The sequence below is a fragment of the Wolbachia endosymbiont (group A) of Therophilus tumidulus genome (genome assembly GCF_964277345.1).
GTDB classification, from domain to species: domain Bacteria; phylum Pseudomonadota; class Alphaproteobacteria; order Rickettsiales; family Anaplasmataceae; genus Wolbachia; species Wolbachia pipientis.
Genome location: NZ_OZ195515.1, coordinates 659,712 through 684,902 on the forward strand (window position 1 = coordinate 659,712; position 25,191 = coordinate 684,902).

Genomic DNA, 25,191 nt, shown 5'->3' on the forward strand with positions numbered 1-25,191 from the left:
AAATTGCTTGCAATTTTCCTTTTCTTTTACATAATTATATTAGTAAATCATTAATAAAGAGGGTTTAGTATGCCTTATAGAAACGGTGTAGCATATTATGGAGCTTATGGAGGTGGTGATAACACGGCATCGCAAGCTCGAAATCCGACAACTTCAAGACAGCTAAGTGAATCAACAAAACAGCTATTTAAGGCTATTGATGATGGAAACCTAGAAGATTTTAAAGAAGCTCTGGCAGAGGGTGCGGATGTTAATGCGTTTGATAAAGAAGGCATGACACCTTTGATGTCCATAGTTACTAATTTGTCTGCAGGCTCTGAAACAGAAAAAGAATATCAGAATATGATTAGGTTGCTCCTACTGCACCGGAGCATAGATGTTAATATTTCTGAACAAAATAATAACAATACAGTTTTGCATCTAGCAATGTGCTTTCAACAAAAGAAAACTTTACAACTCTTACTAAGTCATCCAAACATAAACACTTATCTAACCAATAAAAACCATCAAAATCCTGAGGGATGTGCTAGACAAAATCGTGCTGGGCATTTGATAATAGAAATACAAAAAGCACAGAAAGGAAAAGAGTTATTAGCTGCTCTTTCTAGCGGAAATATTTGCCAAGCGAAAACACTATTGAATCAAGAGCTTCATCCTAATTGCTGGAGAAGAACCCAAGATGGAAGAATAAAAACACCACTTAGCTTAATTATTCGATTATGTTTACGAACGATAACAGAAGATGAAAAAGAAGTATTGACAAAACTTTTAAAACATAAAGACCTAGATTTTAGTTACGAGCAGTATGCACAATTAAAGCAAACAATTGAACAAGCTATTCAGAGCCGATTAACTGATACTATTAATAGAAAAGATTTAGATGATGTGAAAAAATTAGTAGAAGATAATTGTTTTATAAATCGTGCAGTTGTTACTGCTGCATTGGGGGGTGTTGATAATCCAGTTAACTCTATTAAAGATTATTTAAATGAAAAATTTCCTGCAAATACGAATAATATACCAGAAGATTTTGAGAAGTTTTTACAAGGGCTTGAAAGAACAAAAGCTCAACTTGTAGAGAAAGAGCAAGAGCTAACGAATAAAACTAGCAAAATTTCACTATTAGAAAGAGATTTAGGGCAAGTAAGACAGGAAAAATCGGCTCAACAAAGTGAATTGATTGAATTTAAAAGAATTGTGTGTGGAAGAGCAAGCGACACTGTCGAAATTTCACGATTAAAAAGAGATTTGGAACAAGTAAGGGAAGAAAGAGATAGGCTTTCATCAGAAAATAGACTGCTCCGTAGTAATAAAAACGAAAAATCCTCGCAAGCAATTTCTTCTGGTAGAAAACTAAGCAACTACGCTTCTGCATGTTTTATATTGCTTGGAGTATATACTGTTGTTGCATGTTTAGTAATAGAAGATTATCCAGGGATAATAAGTGCTTTCTTTACAGCAGTTGCACTGGCTTTTTTTTTATTAGGATGTTGTAGTTTATATAAAGCAAACACAATACTTAGTGATGTTGAAAGCACTCAGCTTGGTGGTTTAGAACGAAGTTAAAGTTTTGATTTCTTCTCCAGGCCCTGCTGAAAATTTTTGTACATGTTAAAAACATCTTGATAATTGAGGTGAGTGTAAATTTGAGTAGTTTCCAGGCTTGAGTGACCAAGCAGTTGTTGTATTGATCTTATGTCAATATCTTCCTGAAGCAAATGAGTAGCAAAACTATGGCGAAATGCATGTGGAGATAAAATTTCTGGTAAATTTAACATTCTCCTTATTTTTTGCAAACGATTGGCCACATAAGTTCTTCCCAATTTTTTTCCTCTTACTCCCACAAAAAGATGTTGTGCTTCATCAAGGTAAGGACAGGCTTTTACATATTCTTGTATACATTTTTTTACTACTGGGAGAATGAATACCTGCCTTTGTTTATCTCCCTTACCTGTTACTATTAAACTTTCATTGTTAATATCACTAACCCTAAGGTTCAACGCTTCACTGATTCTTAAGCCTGTACTATATAGCAGGACGATAATCGCAATTTCTCTTTTTACCACCCAAGATTCGCCCAGATCGGATAGTTTCATTTCTTCCAATAAAGTTTTTATATCAGGTATTGATAATGCTTTGGGCAAAGTTCTTCTCTGAATTGGCCTTGATAAGGAAAATACAGCTTCATTGTCTATATTGTGGTTATTTTTTATGTACTTGAAGAAATTTCTGATTACTGAGAGTGCTCGAGTGTTGGATCTTGCGTTTACACCTCTTGCGTAACGAGAGGTAAGCCAACTTCTTAACTCAGGTACGCTCAATTTTTCCAAAGTGCCGACATTTACTTCTCCACCAATGTGAGTATTTAGGAAACTTATAAGATCCTTCAAGTCCCTCATGTATGACTCTAAAGTGTTTGGTGAATAAGATCTGTTGCACCTCAGCCACTCATACCATTTTTCAATGATTGAACCGAGGTCCACAATTATTTTTTAAAGAAAGCATCGATGCACGCATCTCGAAAGGCTTCATTTATATCAGGATGAGAGTGACAAATTCTGTATATATCCTCTGCTGCTGCGCCATATGCCATTGCAACTGCTGCTTCGTTGATTAGCGTATCAGCGTATGCTCCTATGATATGCACACCTAGTATTGTATCTGCTCTGCTACAAGTCAGCACTTTCACGAATCCTTCAGCATCATCAGTGATTTTTGCTCTGCCGTTTGCAGCAAATTGACATTTACCAACTTTGTACTTACGGCCAGCATTTTTGAGTTCCTCTTCGGTTTTACCAATTGAAGAAACCGCAGGGTGAGTGTAAATGACAGATGGTATGATTCCATAATCAACGTGAGGTGACTGTCCTGCTATTATCTCTGCAACTGCCACTCCTTCTTCCTCTGCTTTATGAGCAAGCATTGCTCCACCAATCACATCACCAATAGCAAATATTCCTTTCACATTAGTTTCATATCTGTTGTTAACTTGAACGAAACCGCGATTATCTTTTTCTATTTTTTCATCAATACCAAGATTCTCAGTGCATGGTTTGCGTCCTGCTGCCACCAATACCTTATCCGCCTCTATAGTGTTTGTTTGATTATCTTTTACAGAGCAAACTTTCATACTCAAAGAATTACTACTTTGTTTTATCTCCTCAACTTTAGTGCTAAGTAAAAATTTTATTCCTTGTTTTTGTAGACTAGAAAGTAGAGACTTACTTAATTCTCCATCCATTGCTGCAGCGATTCTGTCAAAAAATTCTACTACAGTGACTTCAGACCCTAGCCTCCTCCATACAGAAGACATTTCAAGCCCTATTGCCCCAGCTCCGATTACGACAAGTTTTTTTGGTACTTCAGTTAAAGATAATGCACCAGTTGATGAAATAATACTTTTCTCATCGATATTAATTCCTGGCAAAGAAATAACATCAGAACCGGTTGCAATTACTATATTTTTTGTCTTCAGTGCCTTGCCTTCAACTGAAACTTCAAGATTGCCTTGATCAAAAGAAGTAATTTTCCCAAGCCCATTGATTTTAGTGATTTTATGAAGGTTAAACAGATATTCTATACCTTTTCCAAGTTCCTGAACTCTGGCGTCCTTATAGCCTAGCATTTCTTTTAAATCGAAACTTGCGTCCTTAATTTTTATGCCAAGCTTCGACAGATCATTTTTCGTGTGAGCATACTGATAGGAAGAATGGAGCAATGCTTTGGAGGGTATGCACCCAACCCGCAGGCACGTACCACCAAAAATGCTATTTTTATCTATGCAGGCAACTTTCAATCCAAGTTTTGCAGCAGCGATAGCACACTTATAGCCTCCTGGGCCACCACCTATAACAATTAAATCATAATCAGTCATAAAAAACAAACCTATTTTCTAAAGAATAAACACCTTTTCCCTCAGTTGTTACATATATCTTATTGCGAGTAAACACTGGAGTGTGAAACACATTACCAGGTACTTTGACTACCTTTCCTGCACTTTCAGATCCCGGAAAAGCAAACATTGAACCTTTATTGCTTGTCACCCACAGTGTATGGGCATGCATAATTGGAGCAAACAATTGCGTATTTTCTATTAAATCAGATGCCCAGACTGTTTCTCCATTTTTTATATCCAGGCCAATTATTTTATCGTCTTTAGTAACTATAAAAATTCTTCCGCCTTCTTTTTGTTTCTTTACAGGAATGAGAGGACTGTAATATGATTCAATGTCTGATACACTTTTTACTTGCAGTGACTTTGACCATAAAATATTTCCTGATTTCACGTCAATGCTATAAATATAAGAATTATTTGTAGCTATTAAAGTATCGCCAAGCACTCTTGGTGTAGTAGTTACATCTGTGAGCTGTGTATCCAAAAGGTTTGTAGCCAATTTTTGGCTCCACAATTTTTTACCGTCTTCATTAAAAGCTATTAACTCACCATTTGAAAATGGCGCTATTATTTTATCGTTAGAAATTGCTGGCGATATGGAATACCAACCTCGAACCTCATTGATACCGTTTTGATAAGTCCAAACGGAGCTGCCATCTTTTATATCAAACACGTACAGATAATTATCAATAGTCAATACTACCAATTTATTATTTATTACTGCTGCTTTCCCTCTTACTGGAGCTCTCAATTCTTTTTCCCACTGAATCTCGCCGGTTTTTGCATCTATTGTGTGTAGAACGTTATCCACTATAAAGAAAACGTTTCCTCTGTGACGCAATAGGCTCATGTTACTAATTTTTTTCCTATGTGAGAGGTGTAATTTCCAATTCATAGCCTTTGAGTTATCAATATCAAAGGAATATAAAGCGCCGTGCTTGTCTGATAAAATAACGCTATCTTCTGTAAGCACTGGAGCTACATATCCTTGAGATAGTTTTTTATCCACTAGAATTATTCGCTCGCTTGCCATTGTGTAACTGCTACACAATAACATTATCATGACAATTATTACTTTCATTATTTATTGAAAACAAGATTCATTAATATACATCTTAAGAACCTTAATTACAACGGAAATGTTCTTGCTGCATGTTAAAAACGTTGATTTATGAACGAAATATTATATTATTATGTGAGATAATGTATACTCTTAGAGGTAGTACACCTCATCCACTATGCGGCAACGTGCATAGCTGTACGAACATTGAGATATAAAAGTAATTTATACCAAGAAGAAAGATGTCATCCAAATAGCCTCTTTTCCTGTCATCCCAGTGCTTGACACTGGGATGGCTCTGTTGCATCGCAACTGAAAAAATCTGGTGGCTACTGACAAAATTCATTATAAAATAGCCATTTAACCGCTTAAGGAAAAATATGCCACAAAAAATGAGAGTTAGTAACTGCCATGAATATAACAAATTTCTAGAAAAAAGAGGAAATATTTTTCGTTACATCGATAAAGCTATCGAAAATTGGTATGAAAATAGTCCAAAAATGCAGGGCGGCAACTATATTTATAGTGATAAAGTTGTGATTTTAGTGCATATAATCGTTAATCTTTTTAGAATTGGCTTAAGACAAACAGTCGGGTTTATAAAAGGATATTTGCAACAAATAGGAAGAGATTTGGCAGTTATCAGCTATTCGCAAGCTTCAAAAAAAACTTAATATTAAGATCAATGATTGCAGAATTGATAAAAATAATATGGAAGATATCGAAATTGCCATAGATAGCACAAGCATCAGCATTTATAACAACACACAGCAAGGAAAATAGCGCTGACAGAAAATATCGTGGTTATGAACAGACAAGAAAATTGCATGTAATGTTGAATATAAACAGCAAAAAAGCCATAGCTGCAAAATACAGTAACGGTCTGATCACTATGGAGCTTGCGATTTACTTAAAGGAGTTAATTTTCAGCATGCCATAAAAGCACTATATGCAGACAGAGCATATGACAGACATAAACTCTATAAATTGTGTGATGAATGCGGCATAAAGACAAAAATTCCTCCAAAAAAACAATGCAGCAGAGCATCCAAAGTATGGCAGAGAGAAATGCTGCAATTAGACTAATAAAGTCATACAGCGAAGATGGAATGAAGAGGTGGAAAAGGCAAACAAACTACGGAAAAAGATCTTATGTAGAAAGTTTTTTCTCGCGACTGAAACAAACATTCGGGTTTAATTTTCGGAACAAATCTGAAATTAATCGTGGGAAGGAACTGCTACTCAAGTGTTATTTGCTTAATCAATTTACTGACATTGGTATGGCTAAATTTGAAATGGCTACATGAATTTATCGTAAATTACCACCGCATAGTTGTAACATTGTACCATATTACAATGTTCGTACAGTTGTGTGCGCGACCGGGGGTTTTATACTATTCTAGAAGTAACATACGGAAAAGGGGGGATTCGAACCCCCGACATATTTTCATATGTGCACGCTTTCCAAGCGTGTGCTTTAGACCACTCAGCCACCTTTCCATGCTTATTCATAATATTGAAAATTGTACTGCTAAACAATATAAAAACCTGGTATATAGGGTTCACCACGAAAATTCACAGTATTGTTAAACTTGCTTCTGCAAGTTGGAAATGTTTTATCGCAACCTGCGAGTATTGAATATTTATCTCCAGCAAAAATTTGGTATGGAGGCGAAGTAAACAACGTAACTACTTTATTTTTATATTCTTTTACTACACCTTCAAACGCTATTGAGCCAAAGAATTTTACTACTCCGTGCTTATAATATTCATCACTCTCAGTTAAATTCGTGTCTTCAAATCTTCTTTCGTCTATTACTTTAGTGATTGTACTTATTTTACTAAATTTTTTAGTATCGGCTTTACATTTATCATCGCAAAATTGTGCTCTGCATGCAGGAGAGTATAATTCTGCTATGCTTCTCTCAAGCTTTGCTGAAAGCCCTCTAATTTCAACAATAAATCTTCCACTACTTAATGTCACTTTACCAAAAATTCCTGAATGTAGATTCATTGTTCCCTGGGTCAAGTCTTTATAATTCACAAGAAATATTTCAATATTTGCAAAGTCGTACTTTCCTGATAAAACATCTTCTTCTTTAATATCAGCACTATTTAATATCCCTTCAATTTCTAGATTATCAGTTTTCAAATCGCTGTTTAATATTATACTACTGGCTGTAAATCCACTTGAAGATTTATAGAGTATATTATCAATATTTAAATCTTCATCATAGTCAGTGAATCCCATTACTTCTCCACCTGCGAGCTTTAATTTCCAGCACGTAGCGGTGGTAAGTAATTCTCCAGCTAAATGATTTTTTAGTGTGGTTTGCATAGGGGCCTCCTGCTTAATTGATTAAATTTGAAAGTAGCTATACGGCCAGTAGAATAAGGGCAGTGTGTTCTTTTCTCATCATCTAAGTAGCCATAAAGCGTCATTCCGGTGACCATAGGGTGTCATTCCAGTGCTTGACACTGGAATGGCTTTGTTGCATCGCTAGCTATGATGGATTAAAGATAAAAAAGATGGAGAATATCAGTAGCTTATTATTCTGGTATTTATAACAAGAACGGTCAGTGAATACCTAAATTTGAGTAAAAGAAATTTCACTACCACTCACTAATCCGGCTAAAATTCAAGAATTTCAATGCTTTAGCTATTTTCAATAGAATTAAATTTATTAATGTAAATAATAAATTACTATTCTTAAATTTGATCAGATTGATTGCAAAAAAACAAGATTTTCAATAGGTTACTTATAATCCTAACTATAGTTAGCCTTTCATAAGTAGCGATGCAACAAAGCCCACTGGAATCCAGGAAATTTTGCTTGTAAGTAAGCAAACTGATTTGGTGAGCATAAAAAGTGGCTGATCTTATGCTGAATAAACGCTTTTGATGAAGTTGCATGGAAAGCTGGATCCCAGTGTCTGGGCACTGGGATGACATCCTTCTTGGTGGAGTGTCCTCAAATCACAATGTTCGTACAGTTGTGTGTCACGCACTGGGATGACAGGAGAGAGGACACCATATGTTTATTTGATCGACAAATAAACACTAACAGACAAGAATACACCACAGTTAACTGTGGTGTGTACTGGCTGGTTAGAAAGAAAACTTCACACCAGTAAGAAGGAGAATTCCTTGGTTAGAAGGTACATCAGCATCAGACTCATCTTTCAGCTTACCTGTTTCGTTAGTCATAAAATAATGGAGAGCTGCGTAAGGAACAAATTTGCTCTTACTGCATGCAGGAGACAGATCATATTGAACGCCAAGTGCACCATCATGAAGCATATCTTTGTCATTCATTCTGCTGCCAAAATACGTCAAACTTGTGTAGATATTCTCATGTTGATACCCAGCTCCTACAGTCCAATACATGGTATCTATACTATCTTTACCAAATTGAGCTTTCAGCCCTTCCACTCTTTTGCCATCAGTAGCATCTTTACTATCAATTTCCGTATAGGTATCACCAATTAATTTTTTAATACCCTTCGGTTGACCAGATTTGCCCAAGTATGCAAAAGAGGCAGCAAACTTTACGCCTTGATCTTCATTAATCTTATAATCAGCGCTTACACCAAAATTAACACCCATCAGGTCATTATACTCCACAAATTCCTTATAAAGATGCTTATCTTTACTTGGTTGCTTTGGAAAGCCATATTCACCAACTGCAGAAGTTTTAACTTTTATGTTATGTTTATCAAAGTCATATTCATATGATGCACCAGCACTTACTATGTGCTCATAGTCTGGGCCGACATGCTTTATCGTTTCCTTATGTTCTATCTTACCGCCTTTATCTTCTGAAACTGTTTCTTTTACAGTAAACAAACCACTATCATAACGAGGTGAGTAGCTGATACCAAATCTTGCGCCCATATAATTTGGTGAGTAGTAAGCAACTCTAAATGGCAGTGTAGTCATAACGCCTTTATTATATTTCCCTGCCATGCGGAAAGAGAATTTTTCACTTTCACTCGAAAAACTTTCAGTGTAAAGACGTGGTGTTACATAAAATGGAAAGCTAGCAGCGCTTCCTTCTAAGTTCACTTTTCTGAACCAGTCACTATCTGCAGCTCCATCAACAGTTGCAATTCTTGTTGCATCAAGTCTCATCAGAGCCTCAGGACCAAATTGGTAACCAAGCTTCACGTCACCATATTTTGAGTTAACAAACACATGCGCACTTCTGCCTTTCGCAGCATAAACACCCTGTGAAGCTCCCTTACCTTCGGTCACTGGAACATGAAACTGCACGTCAGCACCATAAAGAAGACCTAAATCTTCATTTTTATTTTCTGCTCTGAGGTGTAATATCGCATCAGCAATCATACCCATATCATTGCTGTAATCACCAATATTTCCTATTCCTTCATAGAATATTGGATTTGCTCCTCTTGTTATATCTGGAGTGGCATTATAATACTCTGTAGATCTGTTTGGCATAACGTTATAACGTTTATAATCTGCGCCACTTGGTCCAGCTTTGCCATAACCTTGAGCATCAACAACACCACCAAAAGTTATTCTTAAATTACTTTGCCCTTGATTGGTATCGATAATATCAACTCCACCAACTGAAACAACAGGACTTGCCTTACCTTTTTCCTCTGTATTTTTGTTAACAACTTTTATATCCTTCTTTACATCTTTAGCTTCAACTTTAGCATTCTTAGTTTTAGAACGCTTAGTTTTTGAAACTTTACCTTTTTCTATATTAGAATTCTTAGCGTTTAGAGCTTTCGCTTTTGAATCCTCTATAAGCTTTGCTTTTTTCTCATTTGCTAGCCTGATCTCCTCTTTTTTCTTCTGCTCGGCTGCTAATCTTAGCTCCTCTTTTTTCTTAAGCTCTTCAGCTTTTTTTCTTGGATCAGCATTACATATTCTGTCCATCTTTTCTTTCAGTTTTTTATTTGATGTTTTCATAACTTCCACTTTTCCAGAAGTTTTTGTGCTCTCTTGCTTTTTTATTTCCTTCATACTCTCATCAGGAAAGTCAGCTGCAAAACTGCTGAAAGAACATAAAGTTAATAAAGAAACTAGAGCAGTTCTAGTATACATAGACTTTTTCATGAAGTGCCCCCAAAAAATTTCGAAATCATATCTTAAATGTAAATAGTATAAAAATGTTGAAAATTCAACTTAAAGCAACCTTATAACGAAAATAAAAGTAAAATGCAATACCTTAAAAGCAACTTTCTTAATATGCTCAACGTGTATATTAACCAAAATTTAGTACAGAGGTTCGCTTGTTAGTGCATTATAACTCGACTATTTATTCTATGGAAGTAAAATTTTTCCACCACAAGTTATTTGCCATTCTTCTTTAAATTTCTTTAGGTATTCTTTTTTTTCGCACTCTAAAAGCAGCTCTTCCACACTTTTGTTGTAGCTTTCAGTAGTAATCCTTCCCTGATGATGCATGAACCTTAAGTAAATCAAATAAGTGTTAATTACATCTGTTTCACAATAATCTCGAATCTCTTGTATCTTGCCGCTATCGTATAAGTCCATAACTTGTGACCCATCAACTCCAATCTTACCAGGAAGATTAAATGCTGCACAAACTTCGTTCATTTTTACTCTCGCAGAAGCTCCAAAATCAGAGAGGGATTCAAGCAAATCACAATGCCAATCACTGCTATATCTCTGATTGTAACTATTCCACTTATCGCCAGCTTTATGAAAATATTCTGCTTGAATGCCATGGACCATAGCACGATACTTCAGCACTGGTATATCAAAAGTGCGTCCGTTGAACGAAACTAATCTTGGCTTTTTCTCTGATATGTAGTTAAAAAATCCTTTCACTAGCTCCTTTTCACTGGAATTTAGTGTGCCTCCAGATCTTATTTCTTGCAGTGTGAACACCTCATAACCACTCTGGTAGCTTATATTGCAAAGTAAAAAACTAATAACTACAACAAGGTGAAAAGGCTGACGCAGAAAAGAGTTTTGCCCGTTTGTTATTTCAAGATGATATTTTGTTAATGCATCCCTCTTCTCTTCTACACTACTATCATCACTAATATTGAGTAAATTTTTGCAGGAATTTACATCTGGTATAGTTTCAATATCAAATACCAATAAAGAATTAAGCATTGCCTATATACTCCTCCGGACGGTCGATCCAAGGTCGCACTTTCACAAATAAAAAGAGGTGTACCTTGCACTCAAATAATTTTTCTAGTTCAGCACGCGCTTCGATATTAATTTTTTTAATATTACTGCCATCTTTTCCTAGTACTATTTTTTTATGACTATCTTTCAACACAAATATGATCTGTTTGATGACTAAACTCTTATCTTTTTTTTCCTCAAATTGTTCAGTTATAACAGCTGTAGAGTATGGCAATTCTTCACGCAAGTTCAAGAATAATTTTTCTCTCGTAATTTCTGCTGATAAAAAATTTGTCGAGGAATCGGTTATTTGATCTTCTTCATAAAACCAGGGGCTCACCGATGCAACTTCAGACAAGTAATTCATCAAATCAGAAAGTCCATCATTCTTTAATGCTGATATCATAAAAACCTTTTCAAATTTATAAAGCAAATTCAGATGCTCATGCGCCATCTTTAATTCAGGCCTTTTTACCAAATCAGTTTTATTGATAACCAAAATGCATCTGCCTTTTGTGCGCTGCAGCCGCATAAATATAGTCTTAATTCTTTCTATATTTTTCAAATAATTGCTTACATCAACAAGCAACAAAGTGATGTCACTATCCTTAACTGCCGACCATGCAGATTTGACTAAAGCTTTTTCAAGTTTTGTTTCTGCTGAGAAAATTCCTGGGGAGTCAGTAAAGACAATTTGTGTGTTGTTGCATGTTGCAACACCCCTTATTTGCGTCCTTGTTGTTTGCACTTTAGGGGTGACAATTGCAATTTTCTTGCCTATGATGCTGTTAATTAATGTAGACTTCCCAGCATTTGGTAAGCCAGCTATGGTTACAAATAAGCATTTTTGTTCTTTCACAAAGAAAATTATAAAGAAAACTGAATGCCCGCGTCAAGCTACTTATATGACAAGAAGTCAGAAAATCCATAGGAGGGTTTGCTAATGAAGGTTCTTGAGTTGACGCCATTGCCTGAACGACTGCTTGATTTAAGGGTAACGTTTTAACCATAAGGTCACTAACTCCTTAATATGTGTGTTCATAATTTGATTTTCCACGAAAGACATAATAGCAATAACCAGTGTAAGTTAAAATGATTGGTAAAAGCGGTATTATAACAATGAGCATTAAAGATAAACTTGGCCCAGAAGCGGCTGCATCCAGAATGGTATATTGAAAAGGTATAATCCATGGGTAGATACTAATTCCTAAACCTAAATATCCCATAAAAAAAATAGCAATACTGAGAAAGAATGGACGGTACTCCCGTTTAGTATTCTGAAGATCAAACCACAGCATGAAAAATAGCCAAGATGTGAGTAATGGAATAGAAAATAAATAATAAAAATTTGGCATGCTAAACCAAAAGTTTTTAATACGTTCATTTAAAAATGGTGTCACTACACTCACTAGTCCCATGAAAATACCTACAAAACCAAGCGTATAAGAAGCAACCTTGCGTGCCCATTCTTGTGTTATATTTTCTGTCTTCATTATGAGCCATGTAGAACCTAAAAGTGCATATCCAAATATCACAGCAATGCCTGTCATTACACTAAAAGCACTTGCCCAATCAAATTGGCCACCAGAAAAGTTGCGTCCGTTTACTTCTACACCATGTATAAATGCACCTAAAATCATGCCTTGGCAAAATGCAGCACCAAGTGACCCAAAATGAAAGGCATAATCCCATAATCGCCTGTATTTTCCTTCTGCCTTAAAACGAAACTCAAAGGATACTCCGCGCACTATAAGGCCAAGCAGCATAATAATGATTGGAATATAAAAAGCAGGCATTAATATTGAATATGCAAGAGGAAAAGCAGCAAACAACCCTCCACCACCCAATACCAACCATGTTTCGTTTCCATCCCAAAATGGTGCAATTGAGCTTATCATGTGATCACGGCATTTATCTGACGGTGCAAAAGGAAGTAAAATACCAATACCTAAATCAAACCCATCCATTAAAATATACAGTAAAACAGCTATGGCAATTAGTAATCCCCAGATTAGGGGTAAATTAATTAAGGAAGAAAAATCAAACATGATTGTTGTCCTTTCCAGATGTACCAGCATCAATCACTGAAGCTCCAATACCGTGTTTATAAAATTGCTCTTCTTCTTTAATGACAGGAATTCCTTTGTATATAAGTTTCAGGATATAGTAACTGCCTGCTCCAAATATAAGGGTATACATAACGATAAATGCAATCAAAGACCATGCAACCTGAGGACCGGTAATTGCAGGTGAAAATGATTCAATTGTGCGCATAATTCCATATACAGTGTAAGGTTGACGACCAATTTCAGTAGTGAACCAACCTGCAAGTAACGCTATGAACCCAGACGGCATCATTGATATCCACCATCCATGTAAGAAACAACTTTGGAATAATTTGCCACGAAGATACTGTATAACACTTACTAACCCAATTATGATCATTAAAATTCCAACTCCAACCATTATACGGAAGGACCAGAATACCCATACTACAGGTGGTCTATCTTCTTTTTTCCATTCCTTTAATCCTTTTACTTCTCCTAAAAAATCATGTGTTAAGATCAAGCTGGCAAGATTAGGAATTTTTATCTCGTAGTGATTAATTTCATTTTGCTGATCCGGATAAGCAAATAAAAGTAAGCCAGCCCCTTTTTCGGTTTCCCATATACCTTCCATTGCAGCAATCTTAGCAGGTTGATGCTTTAGTGTATTTAATCCATGCCTATCCCCCATGAACAGCTGAAATGGTGCAGCTAAAGCTACCATAATGGTTGCCATACCAAGCATAATTCTTGCTTGAGGAGCATGTCGTTTTCTCCAAAGATAAAATGCTCCTACACCACCAACCACAAAAGCTGTTGTAAGATAGGCTGCTGTTACCATATGAATAAAGCGATAAGGGAAAGAAGGATTAAAAATAATCTCTAACCAATTGGTTGGATATAGGAGACCATTCTCACCAATCGTGAATCCAGCGGGTGTTTGCATCCAACTGTTGGCCGCAATAATCCAAAAAGCTGAAATAAGCGTTCCCACTGCAACAATACAAGTAGAAGCAAAGTGCATACGAGAACTTACTCTATTCCATCCAAATAGCATAATACTCAAAAAAGATGCCTCCAGAAAAAAGGCTGTTAAAACCTCAAAGGAAAATAGAGGGCCGAGAACATTGGCTATGCGGTCAGAAAAAATTGACCAATTGGTACCAAGTTGATATGACATTACAACTCCAGATACCACTCCCATGCCAAAAGCAACGGCAAAAATCTTGATCCAGAATTTATAAACATCACGGAAACGTGTATCATCAGTCTTAAGCCAACACCATTCCAAAAAGGCTAGAAAACTTGCAAGTCCGATCGTGAAAGCAGGAAATATAATGTGAAAGCCTATTGTGAAGGCAAACTGAATTCGAGCTAATAATAAAGGATCAAATTTAAACATTTTACCTAATACCCATGTATTACAAATAATAGCCAAATCTGCCTATAATTCAATCCATTTTTTCACAAAATTGACCTTACCCAGAAAAAGTAGAGAGAAAGTTAAGACGTTTTTGTCATGAGAATAAATTGTGCAGGAATACAACTGTTCTCCATTGTCATACCGTCACGGTATCTCTAGATCCCGCTAACACGTAGCGGAATGACGAATTACTTAACCATCATTACACCGTCATACCGCGATTCATTCGCGGTATCTCTTAGCCGCTAACAAGCAGCGGGATGACGAATTACTTAACCATCATCTACACCGTCATACCGCGATTCATTCGCGGTATCTCAAAGCATAGATCCCGCTAACACGTAGCGGGATGACGGTTGTTGTTTAGCTATAAATATTAAGAAATTTACCAAATGAAAAAAAAGGCAAAAGAAGCCCTGGGGTTATTATCCGCTTTAAAATATTGGCGTTTTTTATGTTTTAAACGCTTGACAAGCGAGATTCAGCCGCTTTTAATTGCAACTAACTTACGCTGCAAATGTTTAAGAAATTTACTAAGCAGAAAAAAAGACAAAGAATCCCCGAGTTAGCTAGTCTTTTACTATCTCTGTCGAGTATTGGCATTTTTTGATGTCTTGTAACGCTTTATAAGCGCGTTCAGCTTATTTAGATAAAAACCTAGATGTAGATGAAGTTTTGTAAAGACATACAGTATCTATATACTGCAAAAAATTGAACATAAGACGCCGATACATTAAGTAATCCTTACCTTTTAATCTGCAGATTGGCGAAAGCAAATACAATAGCTTCAGTTTCATGATAAGGGGGTTGGCGAAGGGTGTCAAGTAACTTTTGCATTTAATCCATTTCTATGGCTTATATAATAATCGTTATTGTAGTATAATTTAGAATAATGCAATAGATACCTAAATGTTTTAGCTATTAATTATATGTTGCACAAAAGCATATATTGCCCTACCATCCAAGTAGGTTAGAAATAAAGAGGTTTTTATGAGTTTTACTTTACCTGAATTACCATACGATAAAACAGCTTTGGAGCCTTATATATCTGCAAAAACCTTAGATTTTCATTATGATAAGCACCATAAAGGATATTTAAATAAACTCAACGAGCTAGTTGAAAATACGGATTATCAACATGTAAAAATTGAGGAATTAATAACAAAAGTGCATGGTAATAGCGGCAACTTGCCTATATTTAATAATGCAGCACAAGTTTGGAACCATACTTTTTATTGGAATTCAATGAAAAAAAATGGTGGTGGTAAGCCTAAAGATGGTAGTCTTCTAGCAAAAAAAATTCAAGACGATATCGGTGGCTTTGATAAATTTTATGAAGAATTTTCGAGTCATGGAGTAAGCCAGTTTGGCAGTGGATGGGTATGGTTAGTGCTCGAAAAAGGTAGGTTAGGAAAGCTCAAAATCACCAAGACTCCAAATGCAGATTTGCCAATAATTTATGGCCAAGTGCCACTACTCACTATGGATGTGTGGGAGCACGCCTATTATTTAGATTGTCAAAACCGTAGAATTGACTACATAAAAGTTTTCCTTGATCATTTGATTAATTGGGATTTTGCAGAAGAGAACTTAGAAGAATATATGAGATGAATATACCCCGGGTAACAAAATTAGATAATGGTCTGCGCATAATAACTGAGCAGGTGCGTGATATTGATTCCGTAGCTTTAAGCATACGAGTTGGTGTTGGCAGTAGAGCAGAAAGTGCAAAGCAAAATGGAATATCCCATTTTTTAGAACACATGGCTTTCAAAGGGACGAAGACAAGAACTGCCTTTGAAATTGCAAAAGCTTTTGATGACATAGGTGGAGTTTTCAACGCTAGCACCGGTAGGGAAAGCACCACCTATTATGCAAAAGTCCTCAAGAAAGACATAAAAACTGGTATTGATATATTAATAGATATATTGATGAATTCCACGTTTCCAGAAGATGAATTGGAACGTGAGAAGGGTGTTGTAATACAAGAGATTTTTCAAACTAATGATTCACCAAGTGACATTATTTTCGACAAATATTTTGAGGCAGCTTATAAAGACCAACCATTTGGTAGGTCAATCTTAGGCACGCAAAATACTGTAAAATCTTTTACTCGAGGAGATCTAGATAATTACATAAATGAGCATTACTTTGGTGAGAATATGCTATTTGCCGTTGCAGGAAATGTTGAACATGAAGAAGTTGTTGCATTAACCAAAGATTTTCTCTCAAAGATTCATTCTAAAAAGCTGAAAAAAAGCCAAAATGCGAGCTGTACTGGTGGTGAGTATTTAGAACATCGTAAATTAGATCAGGTACACTTGCTAATTGGTCTACCTAGTGTTTCTCGCCATGACGATAAATATCACACGTTTCAAGTGCTTGATTCTATATTAGGGAGCGGAATGTCATCACGTTTATTCCAGGAAGTAAGGGAAAAGCAGGGATTAGCTTACTCTGTTTATTCATTTAATTCCAGCTATACTAATACAGGAATGTTTTCCATTTTTGCTGGTACAGACAGTAGTAACTTAGATAAGCTTTTAAAATCTATAACGACAGAGTTGAAGAAGTTGTCTACAGATGATCTGAAGGAAGAAGAAGTAAATAGAGTGAAAGAGCGAGTAAAATCCCAAATTTTAATGTCACGCGAAAGTGTTAGCTCACGTGCTGAAACATTGGGACACTACTACGGTAACTATAATAGGTACATCAGTAAAAATGAATTAATAGAAAAAATTAGTGCAGTTACCACTGCTAACGTAAAAAAAGCAGCAGAAGAATTGTTATCTCAGCATGAAAAAACCACTCTAGCTGCAATTGGAGAAATTGAATCATTGCCAAGTTACGATAAAGTGGTTTCTATGCTTAAAGCTTAGTGTACTTTAATTATGTTGCTTAAGCTCACTAAAAAGTTCAATGAACGGTTGCAAAATCCTTTCTATAAAAAGTTTGCTTTCTGGTTCATCGCGTATATTACTTATCAGTTTATTCAAAGTTTTCTCGCTGTTTCGTAAAAATAAATAGCTTTCTACTGCTTGCACACCAGACAAGACAGTCAAAATTCCTCCTATCACTAGACAAGCAGCTATAGCAGGTACGGTACCCACTGCAATTGCAGTTGCGATTAATGATAACCCAGCTAAGAATGTAACGGCTGAAACGCAAAACGCTATTTGATGTTTTTCTTTATTGTTAACCATAAATACCTCACAAAAACTATATTTTTAACATACCAGTGTTGTCATGTATTGTCAAGTTTTTAAAGAAGATTAAAAAATGCAACGCACATGTGCAAAAAACGCTAACTATGGATTAGCCAAGGAAGAAAGAGTAGGAAGAGGAAGGCTTTTTCTGTTTTAGGGAATATAAAATAAGCGTAGAAAAATATGAACTAGGTGTATAATTCACAGTGTAGTGGTGTCTCACTAATCCAATTATTTTTCTCCCGATCTAGCCTATCATCTAATATAGCCTGCCTTATTGATGCCATTAACTTATTCATAAAGAAAATATTATGAATGGTAACGAGCGTGTAAGCCAGGAGCTCTTTAGCTTTCAGTAAATGGTGTATATAAGCTCTTGAATGTTTTCTGCAGGTAAAACATAAACAGTCACTTTCAATTGGGTTGTTGTCCAGCTCAAATCGTTGATTCCGCAAATTAATATGCTCTTTGCACTTTGAAGAAATAGAATTTCTGTTTTTTACTTTAACAAGTGCGCCACCATGCCTTGCTAAGCGGGTTGGATGCACGCAATCAAACGTGTCAATTCCAAGCTCTACTCCGCGAAAGATGTCCACAATTCCACCAATACCAAGCAAATGAGTAGGCCTGTCTTTTTTCAGGTGGTCCATAGTGAAAGAAACTACATCATGCATCTGCTCTTTACTTTGACCAAGTGATCCACCTATTGCTTGACCAAAAAATGGCAAATCGTTGATAAAATCACAACTTTCTCTACGTAAATCTTGATACACTCCGCCTTGACTAATTCCATACAGTGCCTGCTTGCCATTATTGTTTTTTTCAAATTCATTTAAGAGGTTGTCCGGAAACAAGTAAAAGGCTATAATATCTGAAATTTTAGTACGGGGTAAAGATGAGAAAAAAGTATCCAACAGATCTAAGCGAAAGGGAATGGGCAAGAATAGAAAAACACTTCAGAGTATCATACAAGAAAGGAGGAAGGCCGCCAAAGTATAGCAAAAAAGAAATATTAGAAGCAATTTTCTATGTATTGCGTACAGGGTGTCAATGGCGGTATTTACCAAATGATTTTCCGCTATGGAAGACTGTGTATGAGCAGTTCAGGCAATGGAAGAAGCAGGGAATTTTTGAGAAAATGAATTATGAAATTACAAAATATAGTAGAAGAAAAATAGGAAGGAATGAGCAGCCGAGTGCCTGTATAGTAGATAGTCAATCTGTAAAGACTACAGAAAAGGGGGGATCAAAGGCTATGATGGAAGTAAAAAAGTAAAGGGTAGAAAAAGGCATATAATTACAGACACTCAGGGTTTTATACTAGGTTGTTACGTAGGCGCTGCTAACGAAAATGATAGAGATGGTATTAAAATAGCATTAAACAATATGAGAACAAAATATACTAAAGTTAAAAAAATGTGGGCTGACATGGGATACCAAGGAAGAAATTTAAAGAATCACATAAAGGAAGAATATGACATAGATATTGAAATTGTTAAAAGGCCTCCATGTAGATTTTGGGTGCACAAAGATACGCCACCTGAGCTACTACCAACAAGAGAACAAGGGTTTAAAGTACAGCCAAGAAGATGGGTTGTAGAAAGGACTTTTGCTTGGGTTAATAGGAATAGAAGGCTATCGAAGGAGTATGATTTACTCACAACATCCACTGAGAATTTCATATACCTAGCTATGAGTAGGGTTATGTTAAAGAGGGAATATGCTTGAATTTACTAGTTTCCGGACAACCTCTAAAGAACGTTCAGCCCATCTGTGGCTCATGAGCATTGATTTTGCTGTGTATTCTTTGCTTACGTGAAATGGAGTGCATTCATCTAAAACTAGGATTAAATCTGCACCTAATTTCTGTTGAATTTGTACAGATTTTTCAGGAGTTAAGCAATAAATTTTACCATTAATGTAAGAACGGAAAATTGCCCCATCCTCATTAATTTTGATCAAAGTTTTTTGTTTTTTTCTTATTCCTTTTATCTCTTCCGAAACTGATCCGTGGCCTAAGCTAAATATCTGATATCCACCTGAGTCAGTTAGCATTGGCCCATTCCATCCTATCATCTTGCGCAAACCACCAAGTTTTGCAACAGTATTCTCTCCTGGTTGAAGCATTAGGTGATAGGTGTTGGAAAGTATGATTTGGGTACCAGCTTCACTTATTCTTTCAATATCTGCAGCTTTAATTGCAGCTTTTGTTGCGCAGAATATAAAAGCGGGGGTTTCTACGCTTCCATTTGGAGTTTTAATTGTTCCAACTCTTGCAGAACCTGATTGCTTGATTCTCTTGAATGAAAATTCTTCTTTCATCTATTTGCCTGAAAGTTCTGTTATGATGTTTTCTACTTTCTCAGGAGTAAGATTTTCATAGAAGTCATTATTGATCTGCACAACGGGAGCATTAACGCATGCACCTAGGCATTCAACTTCTTTTAAAGTGAACAAATTATCTTTAGTAGTCTCACCGATATTGATTCCAAGTTTTTTTTTAAAGGTATTTAAAACTTCTTCACTATTGCACAACCAGCAAGGAGTTGTTCTACAAATTTGTATTAGATATTTGCCTACTGGTTTTAAATTATACATGGTGTAAAAATTTGCCACTTCATATACACGAATATGTGGAATATGCAGCATATCAGCAACATAACGCATAGCAGATTCAGAAACCCATCCGCATTGCTCTTGAACCAGATATAGTAAAGGCATAACAGCACTACCTTCTCTACCTTTGGGATACATCTCTATAAACTTTCCCGCTTTCTTGAGGTTTTCTGATGTAAAACTAAACTGCTCTTCTTTTTCTATCATTCATGAGACTCGTGTAAACTTTAACAGATTATACCTGTAGAACCAATGATTGCAATTGTTGGTTTTTTGAGAAATAGCATAAAGCTTCTTAGCCCTCTTCAAGCTTATATTTACCTTTTAGTATAAAATATTATATTAATTTTTTAATTTTAGTTAAAATTTTCATTGACATTAACACACAGGAGTAATCATAATAGCATTTTATTAATATTTTAAATAAAATTATGTCTATATTAAGAAGATTGCTCGGGATCAACTCAAATACACCGGAAATTAAAGAAGCGATAGGTTTTAATCCAACAAACGTAGAATTAATTGAGGGGAATGGAGTTGCTTACGGACTCAGCTATCAAGATAATGGTAATGGGAGCAGTAAAGTAAAATTACTTATTAGTCCATTATATCAATCAAAAACATACGAATGTGGTACAAATATCAGCGTAGCAAATGAATTCAAAGATCAATTATCTCTCACATTAATAGAAGATTCAGCTGAAATAGATAAAGTTGGAGTTATCTTTCCTGAAGAAGGAATTAGCGAAGAAGGAGAAAAATGCGTTAAAGGCTTATCTTTTAACACTTACGGAATTAAACAATCAGTTAATACTCCTTCAGTTGAACATTTAGATAAAAGAAAATTACAAAAGAATATTGATAATAATAGTCTTGTAAATGTGGGCAATAGTTACTTTCAACCAAGAGCAGTGAAAGTTGGTAATGGTGACGTAATTGTAATCGCCCATAACTTAAAGGATCAAACTTTAGTTTCTTGGTACTTAAAGTCAAGCGAGAGCGGAAAATTTAAGGTATTGACTGGAGAAAAAGGTGTTACAGAAAGAAAATTGTTCAATTTTGATAATCAGGGGCAATTGGCATTAAATGGAAACACGATGCTTTATTCGCAAGTGAGCAAAAGGATTACTAAGGAAAATCAAGAGGTGAGAAAAACACGTATTTTTAAATTTGATATGGCTAAAGTGATTCAGGGTCTGAAGGATAGAGTAGACCTCTTTCGAAACTCATATAGACAGCTCAAAATTGTGAATTCCTGCTATTAAATTGAATCTCAAGCCAAAACGTTTTCTCCGATTGCGGTATCTGTCTGCAATAATTTTGAATCTTTTTAACAGACCAATTACATTCTCAACTACTACTCTTTTGCTTGCTAGCTCCCGATTTTCTACCTTTTTTTCCTTAATTAAGGGACTCTTTTTCATCCTTCTGTGTGGCAACTCGACATTTTTGTGAATTTTCTGAAAACCTCTATAGCCAGCATCGGCTAAAACTTTTATACCTTCTGATACATGCACTTTTGACTCCTTGAAAAGCCGAAAGTCATGCTTTCTCCCGTTTGAAAATGACGTACAAATAATTTTCTTGCTCTTCTTTTCTGCAATTATTTGTGTTTTTAGCGTATGTTTTTTCTTCTTTCCTGAATAAAATCTTTTCTGCTTTTTTTTGGTCTCTCTACAGGTGTTTCCGTTGCATCAATCACCAAAATCTCATATTTCACGTCGCTTTTTAGGAGTTCTTTTCGTCCTGGCAATGCGAAATCTTGGTGTTGTATTAGAGTATCCTCTACCCATTTTACAGTTTTATATGCCGTACTTTCACTTACTCCATAACTTTGACTTATGTGAAAATATGTACGGTATTCTCGTAAGTATTCTAATACCATGAGCAGCATATTCTCCTCGTTTAGCTTATTTTTCCTTCCTCCTTTGGCTTTCTTTTTTTTATTTTCTTCACATAAAATCCCTACCATTTTGTTAAATGTTGATCTCTTTACTCCTGTTAGTCGACGAAACTCCCCTTTATCGAGCTCTTTCACTATTTCATACTTCATTTCTCCTTACCTCAAAATTACTATTTTTACTGCTTTATCCTAGTTTCGAAAGAAGTCTAGTTAATGGCTTTTTACTTGGTAATCGAAAAGGTCAAATAGATAATAAAGCACTATCTCTTTCTAGAGAACATGAAATAAGCTTTTTGCAGTATGTTGAACAAACGGAAGGAAATGATCTAGTTGCTTTTCTTGAAAATGACCAATCAGCTAATGAGCAGAGGTTACATATAGCAACTCTACTTAAAAATGGATCAGTGTCAGATTTTCCTATCTATCAATTTACAGATCCTATAGAGCAATTATATATTAAAGGCAACGGTCAGGGTGGTTTTATCGTAACTGCGGTAAGTGGAGAAAATATTGTAACTTTTAATCAAAACGGCTCTGGAAAATCTTCTGAAGCAACAATAATACCGGCAAATAGCATCAAAACTCTCAGTGATTTTGTTAATATCATTAACGGTCGATTAACGCCAGATATTATTTCTAGTAGTACCGTGGCTCCTATAACTGTTGCAGAAACGGTTGTGACTTCTAAGAAGACGCCGACTGCTGCAATTACTAGCACAGCAGAAACCGACGCTGTGAAGACTACTAAATTGACAACGGAAGCCGTTGCACCTACTTCTACAATAAGTAAACCTTCAACGGAGTCAACGACAGTAGCAAAAACAACTACTACTTCACAAGCGACCACGGTTGCTACAACGTCAACTAGTGTGCCGATAGTAACTTCAGGGACTGAGACAAGTACTGTAAAACCTACAGCAGCGACTGGTGCGTCGACTTCTACGATGAGTAAACCTTCAACAGAGTCAACGACTCAAACAAGTACAGTAACAGTGAAGCCAACAACAGAAGCCGTTGCACCTACTTCTACAACGAATAAACCTTCAACAGAGTCAACGACTCAAACAAGCACAGTAACAGTGGAACCAACTGCGCCAACAACAAGCTCAGAGAAAACTACACAAACAGTATTTAGTATACCAAGTACTAGAACAAAAGAGTCAACAACTCCTATATTCACCACGACTTTACTTCCTCAGTCTACTTCTTCACCACAACCTACTCAACTTGCTATAGGGTCTAATAAGGCAGGAATGATAGGGGGATCTTTGGTTGGAGCAATAGGTATTGTTGGAATTATAGGATTCATAGCATATAGATATGTTAAGGGTCGTAATGCTGCTCCTGTATTAGAACTAACTGATTTGGGTTATAGAAGGCGATCATCTTCAAGTAGCGATGAAGAAATTTTTACCACTGGTAACAGAATGCGAACTATATATCAATCTGAAACAGTGCTAAATAGTATATCAGTAGAAAGTAGTAGTCGATCAAGAAGTAGCTCATCGTCTTCAAGTGGTGGACCAGGCTCTTGACTAACTGAAGCGGAGTCTAAAAGTGAAAAAAGCTTATCTTGGGATAGTGATGATGTGCCGGAATATCACCTTTAGCTATTTGTCTAAATGTTTTTAATATGTAGACTGTTAGAGCCTGTCTTGAAAAGAAATGAGAAAGAGGATATGATGAGATAAGTAAAAAATAGTAGGTAAAAATGTATCCAAGTGATATAAGTGACAAAGAATGGGAAATTTTGGAGCCAAGTGTTGCACAAGGTGCAATAGGACGGCCAAGAAAGCACAATATTAGAACAATTATTAATGCAATAAGATACATAATGAAAGGTGGTTGCCAGTGGAGAATGCTGCCAAAAGATTTTCCGCCATGGAAAACGGTGTATGATTATTTTCTCAGGTGGCGTAATAGTGGCAAATTGGAAGAAATACACGATATGTTAGTAAAAAAGGTAAGAAAAATGGTTGGCAAAAATGAAATACCTTCGGTAGGAATAATTGATAGTCAATCAGTGAAAACCACTCAAAAAGGGGATCCAGAGGATATGATGCTGGCAAGAAAATAAAGGGTAGAAAACGTCACATCATTGTGGATACAATAGGCCTAATTATTACAGCTGATGTTCATAGTGCAGGCATTCAAGATCGTGATGGTGCTCTAAATCTTTTTACTCAAGCTAAACGAAAAGCTCCAACGCTACAAAGGTTTCTCGCTGATCAGGGATATATTGGTAAATTGCAAAATTACTGTTTATTGAAAACAGGATGTTTATTGACGATTACTAAAAAAGCAGCTGATGCTGTAGGATTTCAAGTTATTCCTAAACGGTGGATTGTTGAAAGAACTTTTGCTTGGCTTTCCAATTTTAGACGTATGAGCAAGGATTATGAGCATTCTCCTCTTACTTCAAAAACTAATATCTCCTTTAATATGATTACTATTATGCTTGCTAAATTAGCTGCTTAGTTCCTTTCAAGACAGGTTCTTAGGAAATTGTCTTTTGCTTTTGTGATTTTCATGTTAAAGTATAATTCCTAGGTGAAATAAGTAGCTGCTGTTGTGTGATAAACATAGCAGAGGAAAGTCCGGGCTCCAAGGAAAAATAGTGACGGGTAATGCCCGCCGGAGGTAACTCCAGTTATAGGGCTACAGAAAATTACCGCCTAAAATATTTTTAGGTAAGGGTGAAAAGGTGTGGTAAGAGCACACCATGGCAATGGCAACATTGGTAGTCGAGTAACCAACACTAGGAGCAAGATTAAATAGAAGTAGATTTTATGTTTTCCTCATATCTACTCGGGTAAATCGCATGCGGTAAATGGTAACATTTACTCCAGATAAATAGCTACATAAACAGAACTCGGCTTATATTTCACCTAGGCGTTCACATGATAC

At 35.9% G+C, this 25,191-nt stretch carries 21 protein-coding genes, 1 tRNA gene, 1 other RNA gene and 3 pseudogenes; 11 read left to right on the top strand and 15 right to left on the bottom strand.

Annotated features, from left to right (window positions below):
* Window positions 1–69: 69 nt before the first annotated feature.
* Window positions 70–1,566 carry an ankyrin repeat domain-containing protein gene (locus ACICQD_RS03590; protein WP_395461601.1) on the top strand — a complete coding sequence of 499 codons (1,497 nt, stop codon included), beginning with the start codon at window positions 70–72 and terminating at the stop codon, window positions 1,564–1,566.
* Here ACICQD_RS03590 and ACICQD_RS03595 read toward each other — a convergent pair.
* Genes ACICQD_RS03595 through ACICQD_RS03605 form a run of 3 tightly spaced genes read right to left on the bottom strand, consistent with a single transcriptional unit; the run spans window position 1,563 to window position 4,976 of the window.
* On the bottom strand, window positions 1,563–2,483 hold the full coding sequence (locus tag ACICQD_RS03595) for a tyrosine recombinase XerC (RefSeq protein WP_341820363.1): 921 nt from the start codon (window positions 2,481–2,483) through the stop codon (window positions 1,563–1,565). The genes ACICQD_RS03590 and ACICQD_RS03595 overlap by 4 nt on opposite strands.
* Window positions 2,484–2,485: 2 nt before the next feature.
* Entirely contained in the window at window positions 2,486–3,874 is a 1,389-nt protein-coding gene (gene lpdA, locus ACICQD_RS03600) for a dihydrolipoyl dehydrogenase (protein WP_395461602.1), read from the bottom strand.
* Window positions 3,867–4,976, bottom strand: a complete 1,110-nt coding sequence (locus ACICQD_RS03605) for a PQQ-binding-like beta-propeller repeat protein (RefSeq protein WP_264705999.1) — start codon at window positions 4,974–4,976, stop codon at window positions 3,867–3,869. Before ACICQD_RS03605 ends, lpdA begins: the two co-directional genes overlap by 8 nt.
* Window positions 4,977–5,335: 359 nt before the next feature.
* Here ACICQD_RS03605 and ACICQD_RS03610 point away from each other — a divergent pair, with 359 nt between their 5' ends.
* The 3 genes from ACICQD_RS03610 to ACICQD_RS03620 all read left to right on the top strand — a co-directional run bounded on the left by ACICQD_RS03610 (window position 5,336) and on the right by ACICQD_RS03620 (window position 6,262).
* A complete protein-coding gene (locus ACICQD_RS03610) occupies window positions 5,336–5,629 on the top strand; it encodes a transposase (RefSeq protein WP_080717625.1) in 294 nt (97 codons plus the stop codon).
* Window positions 5,630–5,891: 262 nt separating this feature from the next.
* Window positions 5,892–6,041, top strand: a complete 150-nt coding sequence (locus ACICQD_RS03615) for a hypothetical protein (RefSeq protein ID WP_285520262.1) — start codon at window positions 5,892–5,894, stop codon at window positions 6,039–6,041.
* The gene (locus ACICQD_RS03620) at window positions 5,990–6,262 is read left to right on the top strand and encodes a hypothetical protein (RefSeq protein ID WP_227738602.1); all 273 of its coding nucleotides are present in this window, start codon (window positions 5,990–5,992) and stop codon (window positions 6,260–6,262) included. Before ACICQD_RS03615 ends, ACICQD_RS03620 begins: the two co-directional genes overlap by 52 nt.
* Window positions 6,263–6,368: 106 nt before the next feature.
* Here the strand turns inward: ACICQD_RS03620 and ACICQD_RS03625 are convergent.
* From ACICQD_RS03625 to ACICQD_RS03655, 7 genes are all read right to left on the bottom strand, one after another.
* A tRNA-Ser gene (locus tag ACICQD_RS03625) sits at window positions 6,369–6,455 on the bottom strand.
* 31 nt (window positions 6,456–6,486) lie between these two features.
* Window positions 6,487–7,293, bottom strand: coding sequence for a DUF2163 domain-containing protein (locus ACICQD_RS03630; protein WP_010962809.1), 807 nt, complete (start codon window positions 7,291–7,293; stop codon window positions 6,487–6,489).
* 771 nt (window positions 7,294–8,064) lie between these two features.
* Window positions 8,065–10,044: a porin gene (locus ACICQD_RS03635; protein ID WP_010962806.1), complete on the bottom strand. Its 1,980-nt coding sequence runs from the start codon at window positions 10,042–10,044 to the stop codon at window positions 8,065–8,067.
* 207 nt (window positions 10,045–10,251) lie between these two features.
* Complete coding sequence (locus ACICQD_RS03640; RefSeq protein WP_006279435.1) at window positions 10,252–11,073, bottom strand: 3'-5' exonuclease; 822 nt, start codon at window positions 11,071–11,073, stop codon at window positions 10,252–10,254.
* Window positions 11,066–11,950 carry a GTPase Era gene (era, locus tag ACICQD_RS03645; RefSeq protein ID WP_010082484.1) on the bottom strand — a complete coding sequence of 295 codons (885 nt, stop codon included), beginning with the start codon at window positions 11,948–11,950 and terminating at the stop codon, window positions 11,066–11,068. The genes ACICQD_RS03640 and era overlap by 8 nt, the downstream gene beginning before the upstream one ends.
* Before the next feature lie 166 nt (window positions 11,951–12,116).
* Entirely contained in the window at window positions 12,117–13,139 is a 1,023-nt protein-coding gene (cydB, locus tag ACICQD_RS03650; RefSeq protein WP_010962802.1) for a cytochrome d ubiquinol oxidase subunit II, read from the bottom strand.
* On the bottom strand, window positions 13,132–14,538 hold the full coding sequence (locus ACICQD_RS03655; RefSeq protein ID WP_395461603.1) for a cytochrome ubiquinol oxidase subunit I: 1,407 nt from the start codon (window positions 14,536–14,538) through the stop codon (window positions 13,132–13,134). The genes cydB and ACICQD_RS03655 overlap by 8 nt, the downstream gene beginning before the upstream one ends.
* A 1,011-nt stretch (window positions 14,539–15,549) precedes the next feature.
* Between ACICQD_RS03655 and ACICQD_RS03660 the strand changes: the two genes are divergently transcribed.
* Window positions 15,550–16,170 carry a superoxide dismutase gene (locus ACICQD_RS03660; protein WP_010082437.1) on the top strand — a complete coding sequence of 207 codons (621 nt, stop codon included), beginning with the start codon at window positions 15,550–15,552 and terminating at the stop codon, window positions 16,168–16,170.
* On the top strand, window positions 16,167–17,438 hold the full coding sequence (locus ACICQD_RS03665; RefSeq protein ID WP_010962800.1) for a M16 family metallopeptidase: 1,272 nt from the start codon (window positions 16,167–16,169) through the stop codon (window positions 17,436–17,438). Before ACICQD_RS03660 ends, ACICQD_RS03665 begins: the two co-directional genes overlap by 4 nt.
* Window positions 17,439–17,444: 6 nt before the next feature.
* Here the strand turns inward: ACICQD_RS03665 and ACICQD_RS03670 are convergent, their stop codons facing one another.
* Both ACICQD_RS03670 and ACICQD_RS03675 read right to left on the bottom strand, forming a co-directional pair.
* Entirely contained in the window at window positions 17,445–17,762 is a 318-nt protein-coding gene (locus ACICQD_RS03670) for a hypothetical protein (RefSeq protein WP_010082444.1), read from the bottom strand.
* Window positions 17,763–17,953: 191 nt separating this feature from the next.
* A pseudogene (locus ACICQD_RS03675) lies at window positions 17,954–18,604 on the bottom strand (tRNA-guanine transglycosylase); the annotation flags it as partial.
* Window positions 18,605–18,660: 56 nt separating this feature from the next.
* Between ACICQD_RS03675 and ACICQD_RS03680 the strand changes: the two are divergent.
* Window positions 18,661–19,493, top strand: a pseudogene (locus ACICQD_RS03680) (IS5 family transposase).
* Between the two features lie 9 nt (window positions 19,494–19,502).
* Here the strand turns inward: ACICQD_RS03680 and ACICQD_RS03685 are convergent.
* Window positions 19,503–20,087: pseudogene (locus ACICQD_RS03685) on the bottom strand (tRNA-guanine transglycosylase); the annotation flags it as partial.
* On the bottom strand, window positions 20,088–20,588 hold the full coding sequence (gene nuoE / locus ACICQD_RS03690) for an NADH-quinone oxidoreductase subunit NuoE (RefSeq protein WP_010962799.1): 501 nt from the start codon (window positions 20,586–20,588) through the stop codon (window positions 20,088–20,090).
* A 224-nt stretch (window positions 20,589–20,812) separates the two neighbouring features.
* Here nuoE and ACICQD_RS03695 point away from each other — a divergent pair, with 224 nt between their 5' ends.
* The gene (locus tag ACICQD_RS03695; RefSeq protein ID WP_395461604.1) at window positions 20,813–21,646 is read left to right on the top strand and encodes a hypothetical protein; all 834 of its coding nucleotides are present in this window, start codon (window positions 20,813–20,815) and stop codon (window positions 21,644–21,646) included.
* Here the strand turns inward: ACICQD_RS03695 and ACICQD_RS03700 are convergent.
* Window positions 21,608–22,434, bottom strand: a protein-coding gene (locus ACICQD_RS03700; RefSeq protein ID WP_395461446.1) for an IS5 family transposase whose coding sequence is annotated in 2 segments (ribosomal slippage) — window positions 21,608–22,047 and window positions 22,047–22,434 — 828 coding nt in all. Because the reading frame shifts where the segments join, the coding sequence is not laid out codon by codon here. The two genes, ACICQD_RS03695 and ACICQD_RS03700, sit on opposite strands and share 39 nt — an antisense overlap.
* 143 nt (window positions 22,435–22,577) lie before the next feature.
* On the opposite strand from ACICQD_RS03700, the gene ACICQD_RS03705 reads away from it, so the two are divergent.
* The 3 genes from ACICQD_RS03705 (at window position 22,578) to rnpB (ending at window position 25,180) form a co-directional block, all read left to right on the top strand.
* Window positions 22,578–23,819, top strand: a complete 1,242-nt coding sequence (locus ACICQD_RS03705) for a hypothetical protein (protein ID WP_395461605.1) — start codon at window positions 22,578–22,580, stop codon at window positions 23,817–23,819.
* Window positions 23,820–23,995: 176 nt separating this feature from the next.
* Window positions 23,996–24,762 (top strand): IS5 family transposase gene (locus ACICQD_RS03710; protein WP_395461506.1). Its coding sequence is split into 2 segments (ribosomal slippage): window positions 23,996–24,323 and window positions 24,323–24,762, totalling 768 coding nucleotides; the frame shifts between segments, so codons are not numbered across the junction.
* 68 nt (window positions 24,763–24,830) lie between these two features.
* Window positions 24,831–25,180: RNase P RNA component class A (gene rnpB, locus ACICQD_RS03715), an RNA gene on the top strand.
* Window positions 25,181–25,191: the final 11 nt, after the last annotated feature.

What these genes read in the sequence shown, in the direction of transcription:
- ACICQD_RS03695 (WP_395461604.1), top strand. Translation starts at nt 20,813, where the DNA reads ATGTCTATATTAAGAAGATTGCTCGGGATCAACTCAAATACACCGGAA.
- ACICQD_RS03630 (WP_010962809.1), bottom strand. Translation starts at nt 7,293, where the DNA reads ATGCAAACCACACTAAAAAATCATTTAGCTGGAGAATTACTTACCACC.
- ACICQD_RS03610 (WP_080717625.1), top strand. Translation starts at nt 5,336, where the DNA reads ATGCCACAAAAAATGAGAGTTAGTAACTGCCATGAATATAACAAATTT.
- ACICQD_RS03620 (WP_227738602.1), top strand. Translation starts at nt 5,990, where the DNA reads ATGCAGCAGAGCATCCAAAGTATGGCAGAGAGAAATGCTGCAATTAGA.
- ACICQD_RS03605 (WP_264705999.1), bottom strand. Translation starts at nt 4,976, where the DNA reads ATGAAAGTAATAATTGTCATGATAATGTTATTGTGTAGCAGTTACACA.
- ACICQD_RS03590 (WP_395461601.1), top strand. Translation starts at nt 70, where the DNA reads ATGCCTTATAGAAACGGTGTAGCATATTATGGAGCTTATGGAGGTGGT.
- lpdA (WP_395461602.1), bottom strand. Translation starts at nt 3,874, where the DNA reads ATGACTGATTATGATTTAATTGTTATAGGTGGTGGCCCAGGAGGCTAT.
- ACICQD_RS03635 (WP_010962806.1), bottom strand. Translation starts at nt 10,044, where the DNA reads ATGAAAAAGTCTATGTATACTAGAACTGCTCTAGTTTCTTTATTAACT.
- ACICQD_RS03655 (WP_395461603.1), bottom strand. Translation starts at nt 14,538, where the DNA reads ATGTTTAAATTTGATCCTTTATTATTAGCTCGAATTCAGTTTGCCTTC.
- ACICQD_RS03670 (WP_010082444.1), bottom strand. Translation starts at nt 17,762, where the DNA reads ATGGTTAACAATAAAGAAAAACATCAAATAGCGTTTTGCGTTTCAGCC.
- nuoE (WP_010962799.1), bottom strand. Translation starts at nt 20,588, where the DNA reads ATGATAGAAAAAGAAGAGCAGTTTAGTTTTACATCAGAAAACCTCAAG.
- ACICQD_RS03660 (WP_010082437.1), top strand. Translation starts at nt 15,550, where the DNA reads ATGAGTTTTACTTTACCTGAATTACCATACGATAAAACAGCTTTGGAG.
- ACICQD_RS03665 (WP_010962800.1), top strand. Translation starts at nt 16,167, where the DNA reads ATGAATATACCCCGGGTAACAAAATTAGATAATGGTCTGCGCATAATA.
- ACICQD_RS03640 (WP_006279435.1), bottom strand. Translation starts at nt 11,073, where the DNA reads ATGCTTAATTCTTTATTGGTATTTGATATTGAAACTATACCAGATGTA.
- cydB (WP_010962802.1), bottom strand. Translation starts at nt 13,139, where the DNA reads ATGTTTGATTTTTCTTCCTTAATTAATTTACCCCTAATCTGGGGATTA.